The organism is Nostocoides australiense Ben110, from assembly GCF_001050535.1.
Classification (GTDB): Bacteria; Actinomycetota; Actinomycetes; order Actinomycetales; family Dermatophilaceae; genus Nostocoides_A; species Nostocoides_A australiense.
The window spans coordinates 841,939-859,619 of sequence record NZ_HG764815.1 but is presented as its reverse complement, the minus strand read 5'-3'; the positions used below and the strand labels follow the sequence as shown (position 1 = coordinate 859,619).

General features: G+C 69.0%; 19 protein-coding genes. 9 read left to right on the top strand and 10 right to left on the bottom strand.

The window, feature by feature from the left end:
* Nucleotides 1–320 (bottom strand): helix-turn-helix domain-containing protein (locus tag BN11_RS04095; RefSeq protein ID WP_048694843.1); only part of this gene is annotated, 320 nt, incomplete at its 3' end.
* A gap of 81 nt (nucleotides 321–401) precedes the next feature.
* Between BN11_RS04095 and BN11_RS04090 the strand changes: the two genes are divergently transcribed.
* Nucleotides 402–2,813: a nitric-oxide reductase large subunit gene (locus BN11_RS04090; protein ID WP_083433512.1), complete on the top strand. Its 2,412-nt coding sequence runs from the start codon at nucleotides 402–404 to the stop codon at nucleotides 2,811–2,813.
* A gap of 12 nt (nucleotides 2,814–2,825) precedes the next feature.
* Here BN11_RS04090 and BN11_RS04085 read toward each other — a convergent pair whose 3' ends face one another.
* Nucleotides 2,826–4,529, bottom strand: coding sequence for a substrate-binding domain-containing protein (locus BN11_RS04085; protein WP_048694840.1), 1,704 nt, complete (start codon nucleotides 4,527–4,529; stop codon nucleotides 2,826–2,828).
* 91 nt (nucleotides 4,530–4,620) lie between these two features.
* Nucleotides 4,621–5,406: an IclR family transcriptional regulator gene (locus BN11_RS04080; RefSeq protein WP_048694837.1), complete on the bottom strand. Its 786-nt coding sequence runs from the start codon at nucleotides 5,404–5,406 to the stop codon at nucleotides 4,621–4,623.
* 63 nt (nucleotides 5,407–5,469) lie between these two features.
* On the opposite strand from BN11_RS04080, the gene BN11_RS04075 reads away from it, so the two are divergent.
* From BN11_RS04075 to BN11_RS04045, 7 genes are all read left to right on the top strand, one after another.
* Entirely contained in the window at nucleotides 5,470–6,279 is an 810-nt protein-coding gene (locus BN11_RS04075; RefSeq protein ID WP_162213156.1) for an IclR family transcriptional regulator, read from the top strand.
* Nucleotides 6,280–6,450: 171 nt separating this feature from the next.
* Nucleotides 6,451–7,230, top strand: a complete 780-nt coding sequence (locus BN11_RS04070; protein WP_048694832.1) for a 2-keto-4-pentenoate hydratase — start codon at nucleotides 6,451–6,453, stop codon at nucleotides 7,228–7,230.
* A gap of 13 nt (nucleotides 7,231–7,243) precedes the next feature.
* Nucleotides 7,244–8,236 (top strand): acetaldehyde dehydrogenase (acetylating), encoded by a 993-nt coding sequence (locus tag BN11_RS04065; protein ID WP_083433511.1) that lies wholly within the window; start codon nucleotides 7,244–7,246, stop codon nucleotides 8,234–8,236.
* A 14-nt stretch (nucleotides 8,237–8,250) separates the two neighbouring features.
* Nucleotides 8,251–9,390, top strand: a complete 1,140-nt coding sequence (gene dmpG / locus BN11_RS04060; protein ID WP_235435353.1) for a 4-hydroxy-2-oxovalerate aldolase — start codon at nucleotides 8,251–8,253, stop codon at nucleotides 9,388–9,390.
* Between the two features lies 1 nt (nucleotide 9,391).
* Nucleotides 9,392–10,228, top strand: a complete 837-nt coding sequence (locus tag BN11_RS04055) for a 2-keto-4-pentenoate hydratase (RefSeq protein WP_048694829.1) — start codon at nucleotides 9,392–9,394, stop codon at nucleotides 10,226–10,228.
* A gap of 4 nt (nucleotides 10,229–10,232) precedes the next feature.
* Nucleotides 10,233–10,433: a 2-hydroxymuconate tautomerase gene (locus BN11_RS04050; protein WP_048694827.1), complete on the top strand. Its 201-nt coding sequence runs from the start codon at nucleotides 10,233–10,235 to the stop codon at nucleotides 10,431–10,433.
* Nucleotides 10,434–10,582: 149 nt separating this feature from the next.
* Nucleotides 10,583–12,025 (top strand): aldehyde dehydrogenase, encoded by a 1,443-nt coding sequence (locus BN11_RS04045; RefSeq protein WP_048694823.1) that lies wholly within the window; start codon nucleotides 10,583–10,585, stop codon nucleotides 12,023–12,025.
* A 153-nt stretch (nucleotides 12,026–12,178) separates the two neighbouring features.
* Here BN11_RS04045 and BN11_RS26025 read toward each other — a convergent pair whose 3' ends face one another.
* On the bottom strand, nucleotides 12,179–12,532 hold the full coding sequence (locus BN11_RS26025) for a zinc-binding dehydrogenase (RefSeq protein ID WP_407667965.1): 354 nt from the start codon (nucleotides 12,530–12,532) through the stop codon (nucleotides 12,179–12,181).
* Nucleotides 12,529–13,230 carry an alcohol dehydrogenase catalytic domain-containing protein gene (locus BN11_RS04040; RefSeq protein WP_407667963.1) on the bottom strand — a complete coding sequence of 234 codons (702 nt, stop codon included), beginning with the start codon at nucleotides 13,228–13,230 and terminating at the stop codon, nucleotides 12,529–12,531. Before BN11_RS04040 ends, BN11_RS26025 begins: the two co-directional genes overlap by 4 nt.
* Nucleotides 13,231–13,398: 168 nt before the next feature.
* On the opposite strand from BN11_RS04040, the gene BN11_RS04035 reads away from it, so the two are divergent.
* Nucleotides 13,399–13,824, top strand: coding sequence for a hypothetical protein (locus BN11_RS04035; RefSeq protein ID WP_048694820.1), 426 nt, complete (start codon nucleotides 13,399–13,401; stop codon nucleotides 13,822–13,824).
* A 33-nt stretch (nucleotides 13,825–13,857) separates the two neighbouring features.
* On the opposite strand, the gene BN11_RS04030 is transcribed toward BN11_RS04035, so the two are convergent.
* The 5 genes from BN11_RS04030 to BN11_RS23410 all read right to left on the bottom strand — a co-directional run.
* Nucleotides 13,858–14,247, bottom strand: a complete 390-nt coding sequence (locus BN11_RS04030) for a TraR/DksA family transcriptional regulator (RefSeq protein ID WP_048694817.1) — start codon at nucleotides 14,245–14,247, stop codon at nucleotides 13,858–13,860.
* A gap of 20 nt (nucleotides 14,248–14,267) precedes the next feature.
* Nucleotides 14,268–14,774, bottom strand: coding sequence for a hypothetical protein (locus BN11_RS04025; protein WP_235435351.1), 507 nt, complete (start codon nucleotides 14,772–14,774; stop codon nucleotides 14,268–14,270).
* Nucleotides 14,775–14,828: 54 nt separating this feature from the next.
* The gene (locus tag BN11_RS04020; protein ID WP_201329211.1) at nucleotides 14,829–15,491 is read right to left on the bottom strand and encodes a response regulator; all 663 of its coding nucleotides are present in this window, start codon (nucleotides 15,489–15,491) and stop codon (nucleotides 14,829–14,831) included.
* Between the two features lie 2 nt (nucleotides 15,492–15,493).
* Nucleotides 15,494–16,807: a sensor histidine kinase gene (locus BN11_RS04015; RefSeq protein WP_083433508.1), complete on the bottom strand. Its 1,314-nt coding sequence runs from the start codon at nucleotides 16,805–16,807 to the stop codon at nucleotides 15,494–15,496.
* Nucleotides 16,808–16,846: 39 nt separating this feature from the next.
* On the bottom strand, nucleotides 16,847–17,681 hold an 835-nt coding region (locus tag BN11_RS23410), incomplete at its 5' end, for an ATP-grasp domain-containing protein (RefSeq protein ID WP_235435350.1).

Below are 17,681 nucleotides of genomic sequence, written 5' to 3'. Positions count from 1 at the left end.
TGCGGGGCCGAGCCACGCCATACGGCGCTCGCCTCCGGGGTCAGGCGGTGCACCCACGCCGGCCGGCCGCGCGCGAGCCCGGCCGCCCGCTCCCGCTCGACGATGCCGACCTCCATGAGCACGTTGAGATGAGCGCGGATCGCGTTGTGGTGCACTGACATTGCCTGCGCCAGCTCGTCGACGCGCGCGGCCCGGTCGGCGGTATGCAGGTACTGGACGATCGCGAACCGCGTCGGCTCGCCCAGAGCCCGACGCGTTGCGCTCGCCTGGGCGGCGGCCGCTGCGGCCGCCGCGTCGGAGGCGGGGCGTTTGGTGCCCATGGGGCCATTGTGGACCTAGGCCGTGACCTGGCACTATTTCTGTTGTCGAGTGGAAAAAGCCTCACCGCCAGGAGGGTTTTCATGAGCAGCACGGTCACGCCTCGCACGCCGGACGTCGACGCCGACGAGTTGGACGCCTACCACCGCCGGCACGACCGCCGTTGGTGGATCGCCCTCGCCTGCGTCCTGATCGGCTCCTTCGGAGTGTTGCTGTGGATGGGCAAGGCGATCAACACGCACAAGCCGCCCATCCCCGCGGCCGTGACCGTCACGGGCGGGAGCCAGCTGCTCACCCGCGAGGACATCGTCGAGGGGCAGAAGATCTGGCAGTCCCTCGGTGGACAGGAGATCGGCTCGGTGTGGGGCCACGGCGCCTACGTCGCGCCCGACTGGACCGCCGACTGGCTGCATCGCGAGGCGACGTTCATCCTCGACCGGTGGGCGAGTGAAGAGGGCGCCGCGACGTATGCCGCTCTCGACCCCGAGCCGCAGGGGGCGCTCAAGGCGCGCCTGAAGGAGCTGTTGCGCACCAACACTTTTGACGCCGCGAGCCAGACGATCACCCTGGATCCGATCCGCCAGGAGGCGTTCGACGCCAATGCCGCGTACTACGCCAAGCTCTTCGCCGACGGCAACCACGAATACGCCATCCCCAAGGGTGTGCTCACCGACGCCGCGGACGCGCGCCGGATGGCGTCCTTCTTCTGGTGGACGTCGTGGGCGTCGTCGACGAACTCGCCGGACGCCGACATCACCTACACCCAGAACTGGCCGCACGAGCCGCTGATCGACAATGTCCCGCCCCCGAGCAATGTGCTGTGGAGCATCATCAGCATCATCCTGCTGCTCGCCGGCATCGCCGGCATGGTCTGGTATCACACCGCCAACGACAACCGCGACCGCGAGGCCGACGAACACGCCGCCGCGCCCCACGACGACCCGCTGCTCGGCTACCAGTCCACCCCCTCGCAGCGGGCGACGCTGAAGTACTTCTTCATCGTCGGCCTGCTCTTCGTCCTCCAGATCGCCATGGGCATCATCGCCGCCCACTACGCAGTCGAGGGCGGCGCGCTGTACGGCATACCCATCGACCAGGTGCTGCCGTATGCCGTGGTGCGCACCTGGCATACGCAGCTCGGCATCTTCTGGATCGCGACCGCGTGGCTGGCCACGGGTCTGTACGTCGCCCCCGCCGTCGGCGGGCGCGAACCGAAGTTCCAGCGCCTCGGCGTCAACGTGCTGTGCGGCGCGCTCGTCGTCGTCGTGCTCGGGTCGATGGCCGGCGAGTGGGCCTCGATCATGGGCAAGATCGGCCGCGGGGACGTGGCGAACTTCTGGTTCGGGACGCAGGGTATGGAGTACGTCGACCTGGGCCGGATCTGGCAAATAGGGCTGACCATCGGCCTGTTCCTCTGGCTCTTCCTCATGTGGCGCGCCGCATCCCCGGCGCTGAAGCGCTCGAGCGAGATCAACAAACTCATGGCCACCTCGGACGCACCGCTCGCCGCGGGATCGCAGCGCTCGCTCGTCGCGATGCTGCTCGTCTCCTGCCTGGCGATCGCCGGTTTCTACGGCGCCGCCTTCGGGATCGGGCACGAGACCCACCTGTCCATCGCCGAGTACTGGCGTTGGTGGGTCGTGCACCTCTGGGTGGAGGGCTTCTTCGAGGTCTTCGCGACGGTGGTCATGGCCTTCCTCTTCTCGCGGCTGGGTCTCATCCGCCCGCGCACGGCGACGAGCGCCACCCTGGCCTCGACGGTGATCTTCCTCGCCGGCGGCATCATCGGCACGGCTCACCACCTCTACTTCACCGGCTCGCCGACCCCGGTCATCGCTCTCGGCGCGAGCTTCTCCGCACTCGAGGTGGTGCCGCTCTCGCTGATGGGTTTCGAGGCCTTCCGGCACTTGCGGCTGCTCAAGGTCCGCAAGTGGGTCGCGGGCTACAAGTGGGCGATCTACTTCTTCGTCTCGGTCGCCTTCTGGAACATGCTGGGAGCCGGCGTCTTCGGCTTCCTCATCAACCCGCCGATCTCCTTGTTCTATGTCCAGGGACTGAATCTCACTCCGCTGCACGGGCATACGGCGCTCTTCGGCGTCTACGGAATGCTCGGGATCGGGCTGATGCTCTTCTGCGTCCGCAGCCTGATGCCGGGCCGGGAGTGGAACGACAAGCCCATCGCGATCGGCTTCTGGTGCATGAACATCGGCCTCTTCCTCATGGCGTTCATGTCCCTGCTCCCGGTCGGGCTGGGTCAGGCCTGGGCGAGCATCAACGAGGGCTTGTGGTACGCCCGCAGCAGCGAGTTCCTCTCCGGCGACACCATGACCCTCCTGGTGTGGCTGCGGGTGCCGGGCGACACGATCTTCGGCATCGGCGCACTCGCCATCGGCGTCTTCATGGTCGGCCTGTTGACGGGCTGGTCGTTGAAGAAGGACGGCGGGGCGGTGGAGCAGGGCAGCGTGACGGCCGTCGACGAGTCGGTCGACGCCTGACCCGCGTCCGGCCTACTTCGCGACCGGCAGCGGGCGGGCCAGGAGCGCCTGCACCAGGACCCGGTCGATGTCCTCCGCCCGGTTGGCGATATAGGAGGTGCCGCCCGTGGCCGCCGAGATCTGCTTCAGCGCGGAGGCATCGGCCTCGCCCATGCCGATCGTGACCACGCGCACCGGGCGGTCCGGGTCGAATTCGTCCTTCAGCCGGCTCAGCAACGTTCGGAGGCCGAGCCCGCCTGTGGTGTCGTCATTGACGCCGTCGGTCATCAGCACGACCGAGTTGACGAAGTTGCCGTCGTAAGAATCGCGCATTCTCAAGAACGCGGCCAGAGTCGTGTCGTAGAGCCCGGTGTCTCCCTGGATGCGGCTCGGGATCCGTGCCAGCTGGCGGCGCAGTTCGTCGCGCTGGGTATGGCCGTTGACCTTGGCGTCGAGGCGCCGGATGGTGACGAGTTGACGCCAGTCCTGCTTCGGCCCGTCCTGCGCGGTCGAGAAGACCCAGGCGCCGATCTCGCTGCCAGCGGCAAGAGTGCCCAGAGCCCGGCCGGCCGAGCCGAGGAGGACATCCATACGGCTCTGTCCAGGGGTGCCGCTGTCCCACGCCATCGATCCGGAAACGTCGATCACCGCGAGCATGCGCATGTCCGTCCGCAACAGGTCCCACTGAGCCGTTGCCTCCTCCCGCGTGGCGCTCTCCGGGTTGTCGATGATCGTCGGCCGGGCCGACCGGCCCGCGACCTTCGGGCCGGCGTCGTCCGCTCCCCGCACGCGAAAACCGGCTGCTGTCAAGGCATCCCGGCTTTCGCTGGAGTCGAGCTCGGCGCGCAGCGCTTCCATGTCGCGGGCCTGAGCCGCCGACAACTGCTTCAGGCTGAGCCACGGATAGTCGAGGACCGGCGTGCCCGTCCTCGGGAAAGCAAGGACGAGTGGCTCCTTGGGCCGCTGCCGATCGAACGCGTATGCCGCCCGCTCCGAGATCGGGAAGGCGGAGGCGTCGTCGGGTTTGGTCTCGTAGTCCTTGAGCAAGGCCGACGTCGAGTTCTTGGTGTACCGGGACAAGAGCACCAGCCGGCTTCCGGCCTCCCGATCGAGGGGGCTGGATCGTTGTGCCCAGGCCGTATAGAACGCCAGGCGGGAGGCGGCGTCGCGGTCCGGATCGGCGAGCTTCAACGGCTCAGACCCCCGAACGACATCCGCCCACGAGGCGGGAGCCGCGCCGTCGGCGCCTGCCGGCCGGGCGAGGGCGATCGGCGACTGCGCCACGCCGGCGTCGACGCGGTAGCGGTCCCTGGCCTGCGAGGACAACGCGTCGAGCCAGGTGACCGAGTCCGGCACCCAGACCTGCGGGGGCTGGTCGGCCTGCGCAGCCGTCACTCCCTCTCGGTCTGCGGCGGTGTCGACGGTGTAGGTCCGGCACGGGTCGGACGCGGTTACGCGCTCGGCCGCCGCCTGCGTGACCGCGTCGAGTTCGGGCGCGACGAGCACGTGCAACGGGGCGGCGTCGGGGGCGCACTCGGCACCGCCGGTCGTGTTCGCCGGGGTTGTCGCCGAGCCGGTGGCGCTGCGCGACTGCGTCGAATTCGTTCCCGACGCGGATGCCGGTGATTCGTCATCCCGCATCGCGAGGATGCCGACGGTCGCCGTCAGCCCGACCGCGAGCGCCGCGGCCGCGGCATACGCAGGGACCGGGCTGCGTCGTGCGTGCCGTCCACCCATGAGGGAAAACCATACGGGCCGAGGCACCGGCCGCGCGCCGGGGCCGTGTCCCGCCGGCGGAGGGCACGTCGCGGCGTGACCAGTTCGGGGCCTAGAGACCGGCGTCCCGAAGCGCCCGGGACAGCGTGAAGGCGGCGGTGCGGACGGCCGGGCCGAGGAGTCCGGGGTCCATCGAGCCGATCGGGCCGGTGATCGACAACCCGGCGCGGATGCGCTTGTTGAAGCCGAAGACCGGAGCCGCGACGCAGGAGACGCCGAGGTGGGATTCCTCGAGGTCGAGGGACATGCCGATGCTGCGGATCTTGCGCAGGTCGGCGACGAGCGCGTCCTTGGTGGTGATGGTTCGCGGGGTCAGGGCGGGCAGGCCGGCTTCGAGGCGCGCCTGGATCGTCGCCGTGGGGGAGTACGCGAGGATGACTTTCCCCACCCCGGTGGCGTGAGCCGGGATCCGGCCGCCCGGTCGCGAGCCGACGTCGATCGACGTGGCCCCGAGGATCTCGACGTAGACCACGTCGATCCCGTCGAGCACGGCCAGATGCACGCGTTTGCGGGTGGCCTCGCGCAGGTCCTCCATGATCGGCAGGGCGACCGACGACAGCGTCCGGTGCACCGGGACGAGTTCACCGATCTCGAAAAGCCGCATGCCCAGCGCATACAGTCCCTGCTCGTCACGCACCAGCAGCCGCTCCTCCACCAACTCGCCCGCGATCCGGTGCACCGTCGTCTTGGGCAGCCCGGCGCGCCGGCACAACTCCGCCAGCCCGAGCCGGGTGGTGCTCGTGTCGAAGGCGCCGAGCACGGCGAGTATGCGGTGCAGCACGGTCCGGTTCCCCAACTCGCGGGCGTCGCGAGCGGTGTTCCGGTCAGTGGAACGCATCCCTTGATTCAATCGGAGTTTGCCGGGATTGTCATCCCATCGACTCGACGAGGAGGGATGGCGGTGAGCACGCTGACCGATGACAGTGCCTGGGTTCTGACGACGCCCAAGCGGATCCGTCCCACCGACTCCGCCGCGGCGAGTCTGAAGTCGGTCGGCTCGGCGCTCGACGTCCTCGAATGCTTCGCCACCGACGGCGAGCTGGGTGTGTCGGACATCGCCCGTCGCCTCGGCTGCGCCAAGTCCACCGCGCACCGCTTGCTCTCGACTCTCGTCAGCCGCGGGTTTGTCGAGCAGGACGTGGAGACCGGGCAGTACCGCCTCGGCATCCACATCTACGAGCTGGGCCAACTGGCGTTGCAGCGCAACCAACTTCGGTATGTCGCGCTGCCGATCATGCGGCAGGTCGCCCAGTCGACGGGCCTGACCGTCAACCTAGCGGTGCCGGACGGCGCCGACGTTGTCTTCGTCGAGCGGCTGGAGAACACCGACGGCGTGCGGATCCTCGGCCATGCCGGGCGGCGCCTGCCGGCACACTGCACCTCGTCGGGCAAGATCATCGCGGCCTTCAACGATCGCGCGAACGCCGCCCGGCTGGCCGCCGGCTTCCCGCCACGAGCGCGCGGCACCGTCCGCTCGGAGCGGGACTGGATCCGCGTCATCGAGCAGGCTCGCAAGGACGGGTATGCCGCGTCCACCAGCGAGTCGTTCGACGGCGCCTCCTCGGTGGCTGTCCCGATCATGCGGGGCAAGCAGGCGGTCGGGTCCTTGTCCGCGTTCGGCCCGACGGAGGCGGTCACCCCCCGGATCGACAAGCTCGTGCCCTTCCTCACCGCCGCCGCCAATCGCATCGCCAAGTCCTACTCGGGATAAGGCAGCGCTGACGTTCTCCGCTCTGCTCCTTCGCGGGGACACGACGAAGACACCCTACTCGTCGCCAGCACCGAAGCGGCTCGTTCCCGCAGGCGGAACGAGCACCCTGCCCCCTGTCCTGCACTCATAGCGTCACAACTGGAGACATCCGTCTCCGGCGAAAGGAGAAGCGTGGACGACAACACCCGCGCCCACGCCGCCGAGCGCCTGCTCGCGGCATACGACGGCGGTCCCATCCCACCGCTCACCGCGACCTACGAGGGCATGGCCCTCGACGATGCGTACGCCGTGCAGCAGCTGCAGATCTCGGCCCTCCTGGAGCGCGGCCGCACGATCAAGGGGCACAAGGTGGGGCTGACCTCGGCCGCCATGCAGAAACTGCTCGGGGTGAGCGAGCCCGACTACGGGCACCTGCTCGACGACTTCTTCTATCTCGAGCACACGCCTATCCCGAGTTCACGCTTCCTCCAGGCACGCATCGAGCCCGAGGTCGCTTTCGTGCTCAAGAAGCCGCTGCAGGGGCCGGGAGTCACTGTCTCGGAGGCAATCTCGGCCGTCGACTATGTGTTGCCCGCACTGGAGATCGTCGACTCCCGCATCGAGAACTGGAAGATCGGTCTCTTCGACACCATCGCCGACAACGCCTCCTCCGCCGCGGTCGTCCTCGGCTCGACGCCGACGCCGCTTGCCGACGTCGACCTGCGCCTGATGGGTGCCGTCATGCACAAGAACGGCCAGGTCGCCGGCACGGGCGCCGGCGGAGCAGTCCTCGGCTCGCCCATCAATTCCCTTGTCTGGCTTGCCAATACGGTCGGGGCACGCGGAGTCGTCCTCGACGCGGGCCACGTCATCCTGCCCGGCGCGGTCTGCGCCATGGTCCCTGTCGCCGCCGGTGACACGGTCACGGCGACCTTCGCCGGCCTCGGCTCCGTCACTGCTCGGTTTTCATAACTAGGAGATTCACGTGCGTACCAAAGGCACTGCCGCCATCGTCGGGCCGGGCAATATCGGCACCGACCTGATGTTCAAGCTGATGCGCCGCAGCGACATCATCGAACCGCGCTACATGATCGGCGTTGACCCCCAGAGCGACGGGCTGCGTCGCGCGAAATCCGTTGGGCTGGAAGCCAGCGCCGAGGGCGTCGACTGGCTGCTCGCGCAGGAGGAGCTGCCCGACATCGTCTTCGAGTGCACGTCGGCCAAGGCGCACGAGGCCAACGCGCCACGCTATGCCGAGGCCGGCATCCTCGCCGTCGACCTCACCCCCGCAGCCGTCGGACCTTACCTCTGCCCGCCGGTCAACCTCGAGTTCAACCTCGACGCGATGAACGTCAACATGATCACCTGCGGCGGGCAAGCCACGACCCCGATGGTCAAGGCTGTCAGCTCCGTCGTCCCCGTGCCGTATGCCGAGATCGTCGCGTCGATCTCGAGCTTGTCGGCCGGGCCGGGCACTCGGGCCAATATCGACGAGTTCACCGAAACCACCTCCGCCGCCCTGGAAGTCGTCGGCGGCGCGGAGCGCGGCAAGGCGATCATCATCCTCAACCCCGTCGAACCGCCGCTGATGATGCGCAACTCCGTGTTCTGCGCCATCCCCGAAGAAGCGGGCGAGCCCGGTGAGCTCCAGGACAAGATCCTCGAGTCCATCCACGCGATGGTCCGCACCGTGCAGGACTACGTCCCCGGCTATCACCTGAGGGCCGAACCGCAGTTCGACCACGCGCGCGAGACCTGGCAAGGCATGGCCCGAGTCTTCGTCCCCATCGAGGTCAAGGGCCGCGGCGATTATCTGCCCGACTACGCCGGCAACCTCGACATCATCACCGCCGCCGCAGCCCGCGTCGGCGACATCATGGTCGCCCACCGACTGGGCGTCGAAACGTCGTGGAAGTCCTCGGCCGATCTCGGGGACGCCCCCGACGCCATCGTCGAGACCGAGAAGGCAGGAGTCTGAACACCATGGGCGACATGACAATCCGTCCCGAGGATGCCCCGAAGGTCGACCACATTGTCACCGAGAGTGAGGTCCTGGAGAACCTCCCCAAGGCTGGCGGGGAGACCGATCTGCGCATCACCGACTCCACGCTGCGCGACGGCTCGCACGCCATGGCCCACCAGTACACCGAGGAGCAGGTGCGCGGCGTCGTCAGCGCCCTCGACCGGGCCGGGGTCCAGGTGATCGAGGTCAGCCACGGCGACGGCCTCGGCGGCAGCAGTTTCAACTACGGCTTCTCCAAGGTCGACGAATTCGACCTCATCAAGGCCGCCGTCGAAGAGGCCACGCAGGCCAAGATCGCCATCCTCATGCTCCCCGGGCTCGGCACCGTGCACCACCTGAAGAAGGCCCACGAGATGGGTGCCTCGGTCGCCCGCATCGCCACCCACTGCACCGAGGCCGACGTCTCGATCCAGCACTTCGGCGAGGCCCGCAAGCTCGGCATGGAGACCGTCGGCTTCCTCATGCTCTCGCACAAGGCGAGCCCGGCCAAGCTCGCCGAGCAGGCCCGGATCATGGTCGACGCCGGCGCCCAGTGCGTCTATGTCGTCGACTCCGCCGGGGCTCTGGTGCTCTCCGACGCCCAGGAGCGGGTCCAGGCCGTGATCGACGAGATCGGCCCGGATGGTGCCCAGGTCGGCTTCCACGGCCACCAGAACCTCAGCCTCGGCATCGCCAACTCCGTGCTGGCCTATCAGGCCGGCGCCAAGCAGATCGACGGCGCCCTGTGCGCCCTCGGAGCCGGCGCGGGCAACAGCCCGACCGAGGTCCTCGCCGCGACCTTCGAGCGGATGGGCATCAAGACCGGTGTCGACCTCGGTGAGGTGCTCTCGGCCGCGGAAGACGTTGTGCGGCCGTTCATTCCGCGGCTGCCGTGGATGGACCGAGCCTCGATCACCCAGGGGTATGCCGGCGTCTACTCCAGCTTCCTGCTGCACGCCGAGCGGGCCGCAGCACGCTACGACGTGCCCGCGCACGCGATCCTGCAGAAGGTCGGCGAGTACGGCTACGTCGGCGGCCAGGAGGACATGATCATCGACATCGCCCTCGAACTGCAGCAGGAGAAGGAGCGCATGGCGCTCGGCGACCTGGCTGCGGCAGGGGTGCGCTGACATGACGGACACGACCACCGACGCTCCGGCATACGGCACGGCTCCCGAGGGCGGATGGACCGTCGAATCCATTGCGGCAGAACTGCTCCGATGCGAGGACGAGCGCATCGAACGGCCCCCCTTCACCGACGAATGGCCCGAACTCGACCTCGCGACCGGCTATGAGATCCAGGACCTCAACCTGCAGAAGCGACTGGATCGCGGCGAGAAGCTCATCGGCGTCAAGCTCGGCCTGACCAGTCGCGCCAAGCAGCAACGGATGGGGGTGCACTTCCCCTTCGTGGCGTGGCTCACCGACGCGATGATCCTGCCCACGGGTGACCCGGTGCCGCAGGACAAGCTGATCCACCCGCGTATCGAGCCGGAAATCGTCTTCATCATGGGCGACCGGCTCGAAGGCCCCGGCGTCACCAACGCACAGGCCATGGCCGCGGTCGAATCCGTCTGGGGCGGAGCGGAAGTCATCGACAGCCGCTACAAGGACTTCCGGTTCACGGCCGGCGACGTCGCGGCCGACAACGCGTCGTCGGGCGCCTTCGTCACCGGCCCGGTCGGGCTGTCGCCGAGCGAACTCGACCTCGCCCTCGAAGGCGTCCTCGTCGAGGTCGGCGGAGAGATCGTCGACTCCGCCACCGGGGCCGCCGTCCAGGGACACCCGGGCGAGGCGCTCGCGCTGGCGGCCAACGACCTGGCCAGCCGCGGCCACGCCATCGAGGCCGGCTGGATCGTCCTCACCGGCGGCATGACCGACGCGGTCTTCGCGCCGCCGGGCTCGTCGATCGCGTGCCACTTCACCAACCTCGGGTCGGTGTTCCTCAACGGTGGCGAGGCAGGCTAGCGGTATGCCGTTCATCGACGTCACCCTGGCCGAGGGGCGCAGCCCGGAGCAGCTGCGGACCCTGATCACCAAGCTCACCGACGCGGCCGTCGAGGCCGTCGGCGCTCCCCGGGAGTCGATCCGGGTCGTGCTCCGCGAGGTGCCCCCGACCCATTGGGCCGCCGGCGACGTCACCATCGCCGAACGCCGCGCCGCGCGGCCCTGAACCTCGTCGAGCGTGCACGACGCGCCGTAATGAAAAAGCATTACGGCGCGTCGTGCGCTTTCGACTATTGACAGGGCGCTCGGCGTGCACCGTTCCGCATGGGGAAACGGGTGCTTCGGAACGGGGCGGGGGCAGAGGAGAGTAGGGGCATGGCTGATCTGGAGTTCTTCGGACACATCGTCGACAACGAGGAAGTCGAGTCGATCGACGGCACGCGCTTCGATGTCTGGAACCCGTGGAAGCGGGAGGTCTGGGCACAGGCCGCTGAGGGCGGTGAGAAGGACGCCGATCGCGCGATCACCAGCGCGCGCAAGGCCTTTGACGAGGGGCCGTGGCCCCGGATGGGCCGGGTCGAGCGGGCCAAGATGATCCACAAACTGGCGGACCTCATGGAGGCCCGCGCCGACGAGATCGCCACCTTGGACTCGACCAATATGGCCAAGCCTTTCGAGCAGGCCAAGCACGACGTGGCCCGCTCGGTCTGGAACTTTCGGTTCTTCGCCGACCACCAGCGCGACAGCGTCGGCGAGGTTTACCCGATGGACAGCGGCCACCACAGCTACAGCGAGTTCGGGCCGGCTGGCGTCGTCGCGGCCATCTCGCCCTGGAACTTCCCCCTCATGATGGCCAGCTGGAAGATCGCGCCCGCCATCGCCTGGGGCAACACGTGCATCATCAAACCGTCGGAGGACACTCCCGCGTCGGTCACCTATCTCGGCGGGCTCGCCGCCGAGGCCGGCTTCCCGCCTGGCGTCCTGAACGTCCTCAACGGCTACGGGCACCCGGCCGGCTCCACCATCACCGGCGACGACCGCGTCGACCGGGTCACCTTCACCGGCTCCAGCACCACGGGCAAGGCCGTGATGGCTTCGGCCGCAACGCATCTGGCGCCAGTCTCGTTGGAGCTCGGCGGCAAGGGTGCCAATATCGTCTTCGCCGATGCCGACATGGACAATGCGGTCTACTGGGCCGTCGAGGCGATCTTCCGCAACGCCGGCCAGATCTGCCTGGCGGGCTCCCGGCTCTTCGTCCAGGACGCCATCTACGACGAGTTCATGAAGCGGTTCGTCGACGCAGCCGAAGCCCTGACGATCGGCGACCCCTTCGACCCGGCGACGAAGTTCTCCTCCCTCGCCAGCAAGCGGCACTTCGACAAGGTCGTCTCCTATGTCGAGGGTGCGCGCGACCTGGGCGGCACCTTCCACACCGGCGGCATCGCCGAGGACGGGTCCTGGGTCGTGAAGCCGACGATCATCGACGGCCTCGCGCTGGACGCCGCCCCCTATTGCGAGGAGATCTTCGGCCCGGTCTGTGTCGTCAACCGCTTCGAGACCGAAGAGGAAGCCGTCCACCTCGCCAACGACACCCGCTACGGACTCAACGCCATGCTGTTCACGGAGAACCTCTCCCGTGCGCACCGTGTCGCCTCGAAGCTGCGGGCCGGCACGGTGTGGGTCAACTGCTTCTTCATCCGCGACCTGCGCACCCCGTTCGGCGGCGTCGGCGACTCCGGCGTCGGCCGTGAAGGCGGCAACTTCAGCCGTGAGTTCTTCACCGAGCCCAAGGCCGTCGTCATGCAGATATCTTCCTGACTTCTCTCCTCCTCACCTCGCGGGATCCGCTCGTTCCTCGCGTCTCCCGCTCGGTGCATCGTCGACAAGTCGCGGTGTGTTCGTCTCGGGTTTGGCTTGGTCTGCGCCGTCACCCCCATGACAAGGGCACGGCGGGGGGCTCCTCGGCTGTCGCTAAGCCGTCAGGACGACCTTGAGGGCGTGGTGGTCGGCGGCGGCGGCGAAGACGTCGTAGGCGTCCATGATCTGGGCCAGCTTGAAGTGGTGGGTGGCGAAGCGTTCCGGGGCGATCTCGTGGGCCGCGATCAGGCCCAGGAGGTCCTTGGTCGTGGTCGCGTTCACCAGGCCGGTCCGAATGGTGATGTTGTCGATCCAGGCCCGCTGGATCGGGAACTCCACCGGCTTGCCGTGCACGCCGACATTGGCCACCACGCCGCCGGGACGGATGGCGTCGAGGCAGGTGGTGAAGGTAGCGGGGACGCCGACGGCTTCGATCGCGACGTCGACACCGAGGCCGTCGGGGCTCATCTCCGCAGCGCCGCCGCGACATCGTCCACTGCGCCGATGTCGATGACATCGGTGGCGCCGAACGCGCACGCCGCCTCCAGCCGGAAGGGATCACCGTCGACGGCGATGATCCGCGATGCCCCCAACGGGCGAGCAGTCATGACGGCCGCGAGGCCGACCGGGCCGGCACCGACGACGGCGACGACATCGCCCGCGCCGACCGCGCCGTACTGCACCCCGATCTCATAACCCGTCGGCAGGATGTCGGACAGCATGACGGCCTGCTCGTCGCTCACGCCCGGAGGCACGGGTACTAAACCGTTGTCCGCGAAGGGAACTCGCACGTACTCTGCCTGCGTGCCGTCGATCAGGTGACCGAAGACCCAGCCGATCCCGCCGAGCGTCTGGCAGTGCGACGGCATACCCTGCTTGCAGTAGCCGCACGTGCCGCACTTGCAGATGCACGACACGATCACCCGCTGTCCGGCCCGGACCCTCGTGCATCCGGTGCCGGTCTCGAGGACTGTGCCCACGCCCTCGTGGCCGAGGACGCGGCCAGGGGTCACCGCTGGAACGTCACCCTTGAGGATGTGCAGGTCGGTTCCGCAGATCGTGGTCGTGTCGATCCGCACCAATGCGTCGGTGGGCTCGACGATGGCAGGATCTGCGACCTCCTCCCACGCCCGCTCGCCAGGACCATGGAAAACCAGTGCCTTCATGGCACGCTCCTGTCCGAAGGACCGGGTCACCGTCGCACAGCCAGGCGGTCGCCGCAGGCAACGTTGACCTCGGCTACATCCCAATCTACTCCGGCCCGGAGGAGGCCAGCAGGGTGGGTGTGGATAACTCAGCCCGGCCGGCGAGCACTGCTGTCAGGCTTGGTGAGCATGAGCGAACGAGAAGAAATCCCGAGCCCCCTGCACGCGCGCCAACGCCCTGGTGAGGACACCGACGCGGCGCGCCTCATCGATCAGATGGTGCCGCCGCAGCTGCGGGGCGTGCCCGCGCTGGCGATCCTGTGGCTCGACGACGAAGGCGGGGTGGTCCAGCCGATCATGATCGACGACGTCGGCGACGAGGTGCTGCAGGACGCGCTGCCGGCGGGCCTGGTCACCTTCGCCGCGATGGTCGGTGCCGCCGACGGCCGGGTCGTGCTCGCGCGGGTGCGTCCCGGCTTGCCCTTCCTGACGGCTGCGGATCGGGCCTGGCGGACGTATGCCGAGACCCTCTTCGGCGAGTTGCTCACCGAAGTCCTCCTGGTCACCCCCGACCTGGTGCGCCGAGTGGCCGCGCCGGAGCGCCGCACCGCCTAGCACCCAGCGGGAGGTGATGCCGGGCGGGCAGGATCAGCGTTGCGGCGCAGCGTGTTCGACGTGCGTGGTTGCCGTGGGCCGAGCCTCCAGGCGCGCCTCGGGGATCCGTTCACCGCAGACGGTGCACCGGCCGTAGGTGCCGTTTTCCACGCGGGCCAGGGCGGCATCGATCTCGGCCAGCTGGTGCCGCGCCTGCTGAGCGAGGGCGTCGGTTTGGGCGCGGTCGTAGGCGATCGTCGCGCCCTCCGGGTCGTGCTCGTCGTCGGCGTTCGAGCCCTCCGACGCGGCGACGATCCCGGCGATCTCGCCGAGCAGCCCCGTGAGGCGTTCGAGAGTCTCGGTGCGCGCCGCGTGGAGCCGATCGCGAGCGACGCCCACCCGGCCGTTCTCAGACGAGTCCGCAGGCGTGCTGCCCTCGTCCATGAGCTGACCCGGACTTCCGGTCAAAGTTCGAGATCCCGTTCCAAGGTGGCCACCTTGAACCGGGCCATCGCCAGGTTGGCGAGCGGCTTGTCGAGCACGAGGTAGAGGAACAGGCCGTCGCGCTCCGCGAAGGTTCGGATGATGTGGTACTGCGAGTCGAGGGTGATGAGGATGTCCTCGATCCGCTCGTCCATCCCGAGGTCGTGCAATGTGTCGAGCTTGGCCCGCACCACCCGGGCATTGCCGGCGACGGCGGTGGCCAACTGCATACCGTCGACATCGCCATCGGCCGCGAGCACCTCACCGGAGCGGCTGTCTGCCAATGCCACTGCGAGAGCGCCGTCGATGCGCATGGCATCGGCGAGCGCGCTCGCCACGTCGTGGGTCTGGGCGGGCCCGGCCGCCGCCGCCTCGGCGGCCGACCGGCGCGCGATCGGCGGAGCGGGCGTAGTCGGCGAGTCGGGACGTCGTAGCCCACTCTTCGTCAGCTGTCCGGCCGCATGCGCGGCCTGCCGCAGTCTTCCCACGGCGGGGAACTTACCAAACCAGCGCGGGCGCGACGGCGCAGGGTGCCGCCCAGTTCACTCGCTCAGCCCGTGCTCGTGGGCGAAAACGACAACCTGGACCCGGTCGCGCAGTCCGAGCTTGCGCAGGACTGCGCCGAGATGGGTCTTGATGGTCGATTCGCTGGCGAACATCGCGGCGGCGATCTCGGCGTTTGACAGGCCGCGAGCCACGAAAGCCAGCACCTCGCGCTCCTTTTCCGTCAGTGAGTGGAAGCCGGCCGGCAATGGCTTGCGCGCCCGGAACTGCCCGTCCAGCAAGGTACTCAGATCGGACGGGGCGAGGACGGCGTTGCCGGCATACACCGTGTGGATGGCCTCGCGCAGCATCACCGGCGTCGCGTCCTTGAGGAGAAACCCACTGGCGCCGTAGCGGATCGCCGTCGCCGCCCGATCGTCGAGGTTGAACGTCGTCAGGACGACGACTCGAACCGGCTTCTCCCGCTTGGCAACTCGCGCAGGAGCAAAGATCTGCCGGGTGGCCTCGACGCCGTCCATGACCGGCATACGGATGTCCATGAGCACCACGTCCGGCCCGATCTCGTCGACCCGGGCCACCGCCTCCGCGCCGTCCCCGGCCTCCCCGGCGACCGTGATGCCCTCCTGGGCCTCGAGGATGCGGGCGATTCCGGCGCGAAAGAGCTCCTGGTCGTCGACGAGGAGAACTCGAATATCGTTCACGTTCACCCTTCTTCGGCGATCTCGGCGGCGCGCAACGGCAAGTCGGCGCGGGCGGCATACATCGGCCCGCTGACGGTGTCCTCGGTCTCCACGTGCAGGCTGCCGCCCACCGAGGCGAGCCGGTCCCGCATCGATCCCAGCCCGATGCCGTGGCCCGATGCCGTCCGGCCGGTGTCCATGAGGTTGTGCACCTCGAGCAGCAGATGCCCCTCCGGCTGCGCGGGCCAGACCTGACGCACCCAAACCGGGCCTCCCTCCCGGCCGTGCTTGAGCGCATTGGTGAGCATCTCCTGCACGACCCGGTAGGCGACCTGCTCCAGCTCCGGAGGCAGCGGCCGGGGAGTCCCGTCGACGCGTTCGACGACCTCGTTGCCCGCGTTGCGCACTCCGGCGATGAGGGAGTCGAGACCTGCGCTCGCGGCGCTGGTGGCCTCGCGGGTGCCGGACAAGACACCTCGCACGTCCCCGAGCGAGCGGCGAGCCGAATCGGCTACGTGCCCAAGGGTTTCGCGCATCTTGTCGACTTCGTCGTCGCCGAGGTACTGCGCCGACTGGGCCTGGGCGAGGATGACGGCGAGGCTGTGTCCGACGACGTCGTGGACGTCGCGCGCAAGCTGGGTCTGCCCGGCCCGCAGGTGCGCGATCTCCTGGGCGTAGGCCGTCTCCCGGTTCGCTTGGTCGCGCTCCTCGACGGCGGCGACGGCAGCACGACGCGAGCCGGCCACCGAACGCCAGGCCAGCCCGGCTCCCCACGGCAGCACGACGATCACGAGGTAGACGAGGGCTGCCCAGCCGGGGAAGTTCCGGAAGGCGCGCGCGATGACGGAGGGCACCTGGGCCCACGACAGCTGGCGGAGGAAGGCGTCGATCGACGAGATGCCGTAGTTGCCGAGCGCCCAGAGGACAAACCCGACCACCGGCACGAGGGCCATGGCAATACCGGTGAGCACCACCGTGGTTCGCGAGCCGAAGGCGGTGCACGCGAAGAGCAGGATGACGCCGATCGGGATCGCGACCTGCGACACCCAGCCGCCCCCGTAGCCCGCAAGGATGAGGCTGCCCGCGAACACCACGAACCCGAGCCCGGGTGAACGGTCGGCCCCGAGAAGAGCCACGGCCGGGCCGATGATCCCGAAGAGCAGCACCCACGCCCTGTTGTCGTACATCTGCCCGGTGACGACGGCGAAGAGACCGTAGAGGCAGGCGGCGGTGGCGAGGGCCCGCGCGACCCAGCGCGGCGGCATACCGATGCGGGCCCGGTCGATCGTCGCCGGGGCCGGCGTCGGGGTGCGCGCCCCGGGAGTGGTCACAGTCATGATTGTCTTTCAGTATGAGGCGTGGCCGGGTGACCCGCCTCAGCCGCGGGCAGCGTGGGCGACGGCCGCGACGAGTTGCGGGTATGCCGTGCCGCTCGCCGCGAACTGCCGGGCCGTCAGCCCGTGTGGGCGTTGTGCGGGGGCGGGGTCGATCGCGCCGATGAGCGCGCGTCGGCCGTCGAGGATGATCTCGACGCTGACCACCCCGCGCATCCCGAGTGCCCGGTATGCCGCCCGCGCGGCTCGTCGCACCGACGCGCCATCCGTGGGACTCAAGTGGGCATCGTGCCAATCGTCGCCGGGGGCAGCCGGCCGATCGGCGGCGAAGAGGGTGCCGGGCGCGATCTCGTGGACCGCTCCGGTCAGCAGGTTGCCGGTGCCGTCGTCGAGGACGGGCACCATGACGGCCATCCCTTGGGGGATCTCCTCGACATAGGCCCGTTCGTCGAGGGCGAGGGCGAGATGGAGGCCGTCGCGCAGGCTCGCACGTGTGGTGGCGATGCTGCGCCCGAAGGGACCGGGGCGTCCGGCCGGGCGGATACGCACCGGGTCGAGATAGTCCAGGCCGGCGGCCCCGGCCGCGTCGACAGCGAGACCAGGGACGACATCCAGGCCGGCGCGATCCAGTGCGAGAGCAGCCAACTCGGCGTCGGCAGCGAGGGTTGACGCGCGGGGTGAGGCGCCGGCATACGGGATCTCCAGCCACTCGCACAGCGCGGCCAGCGGAGCGAGGAGCTCACCGGGCACCGACGGCACGACCAGCCCGGCGCCGGCGAGTCCGGGGGCGAGCCGGGTCCCGGCGGTGGCTTCGACGACCCGGCATTCGACGACGCCGCACGCGTCCGGCAGCGCCTCCGCCATGGCGGGGGGGGGG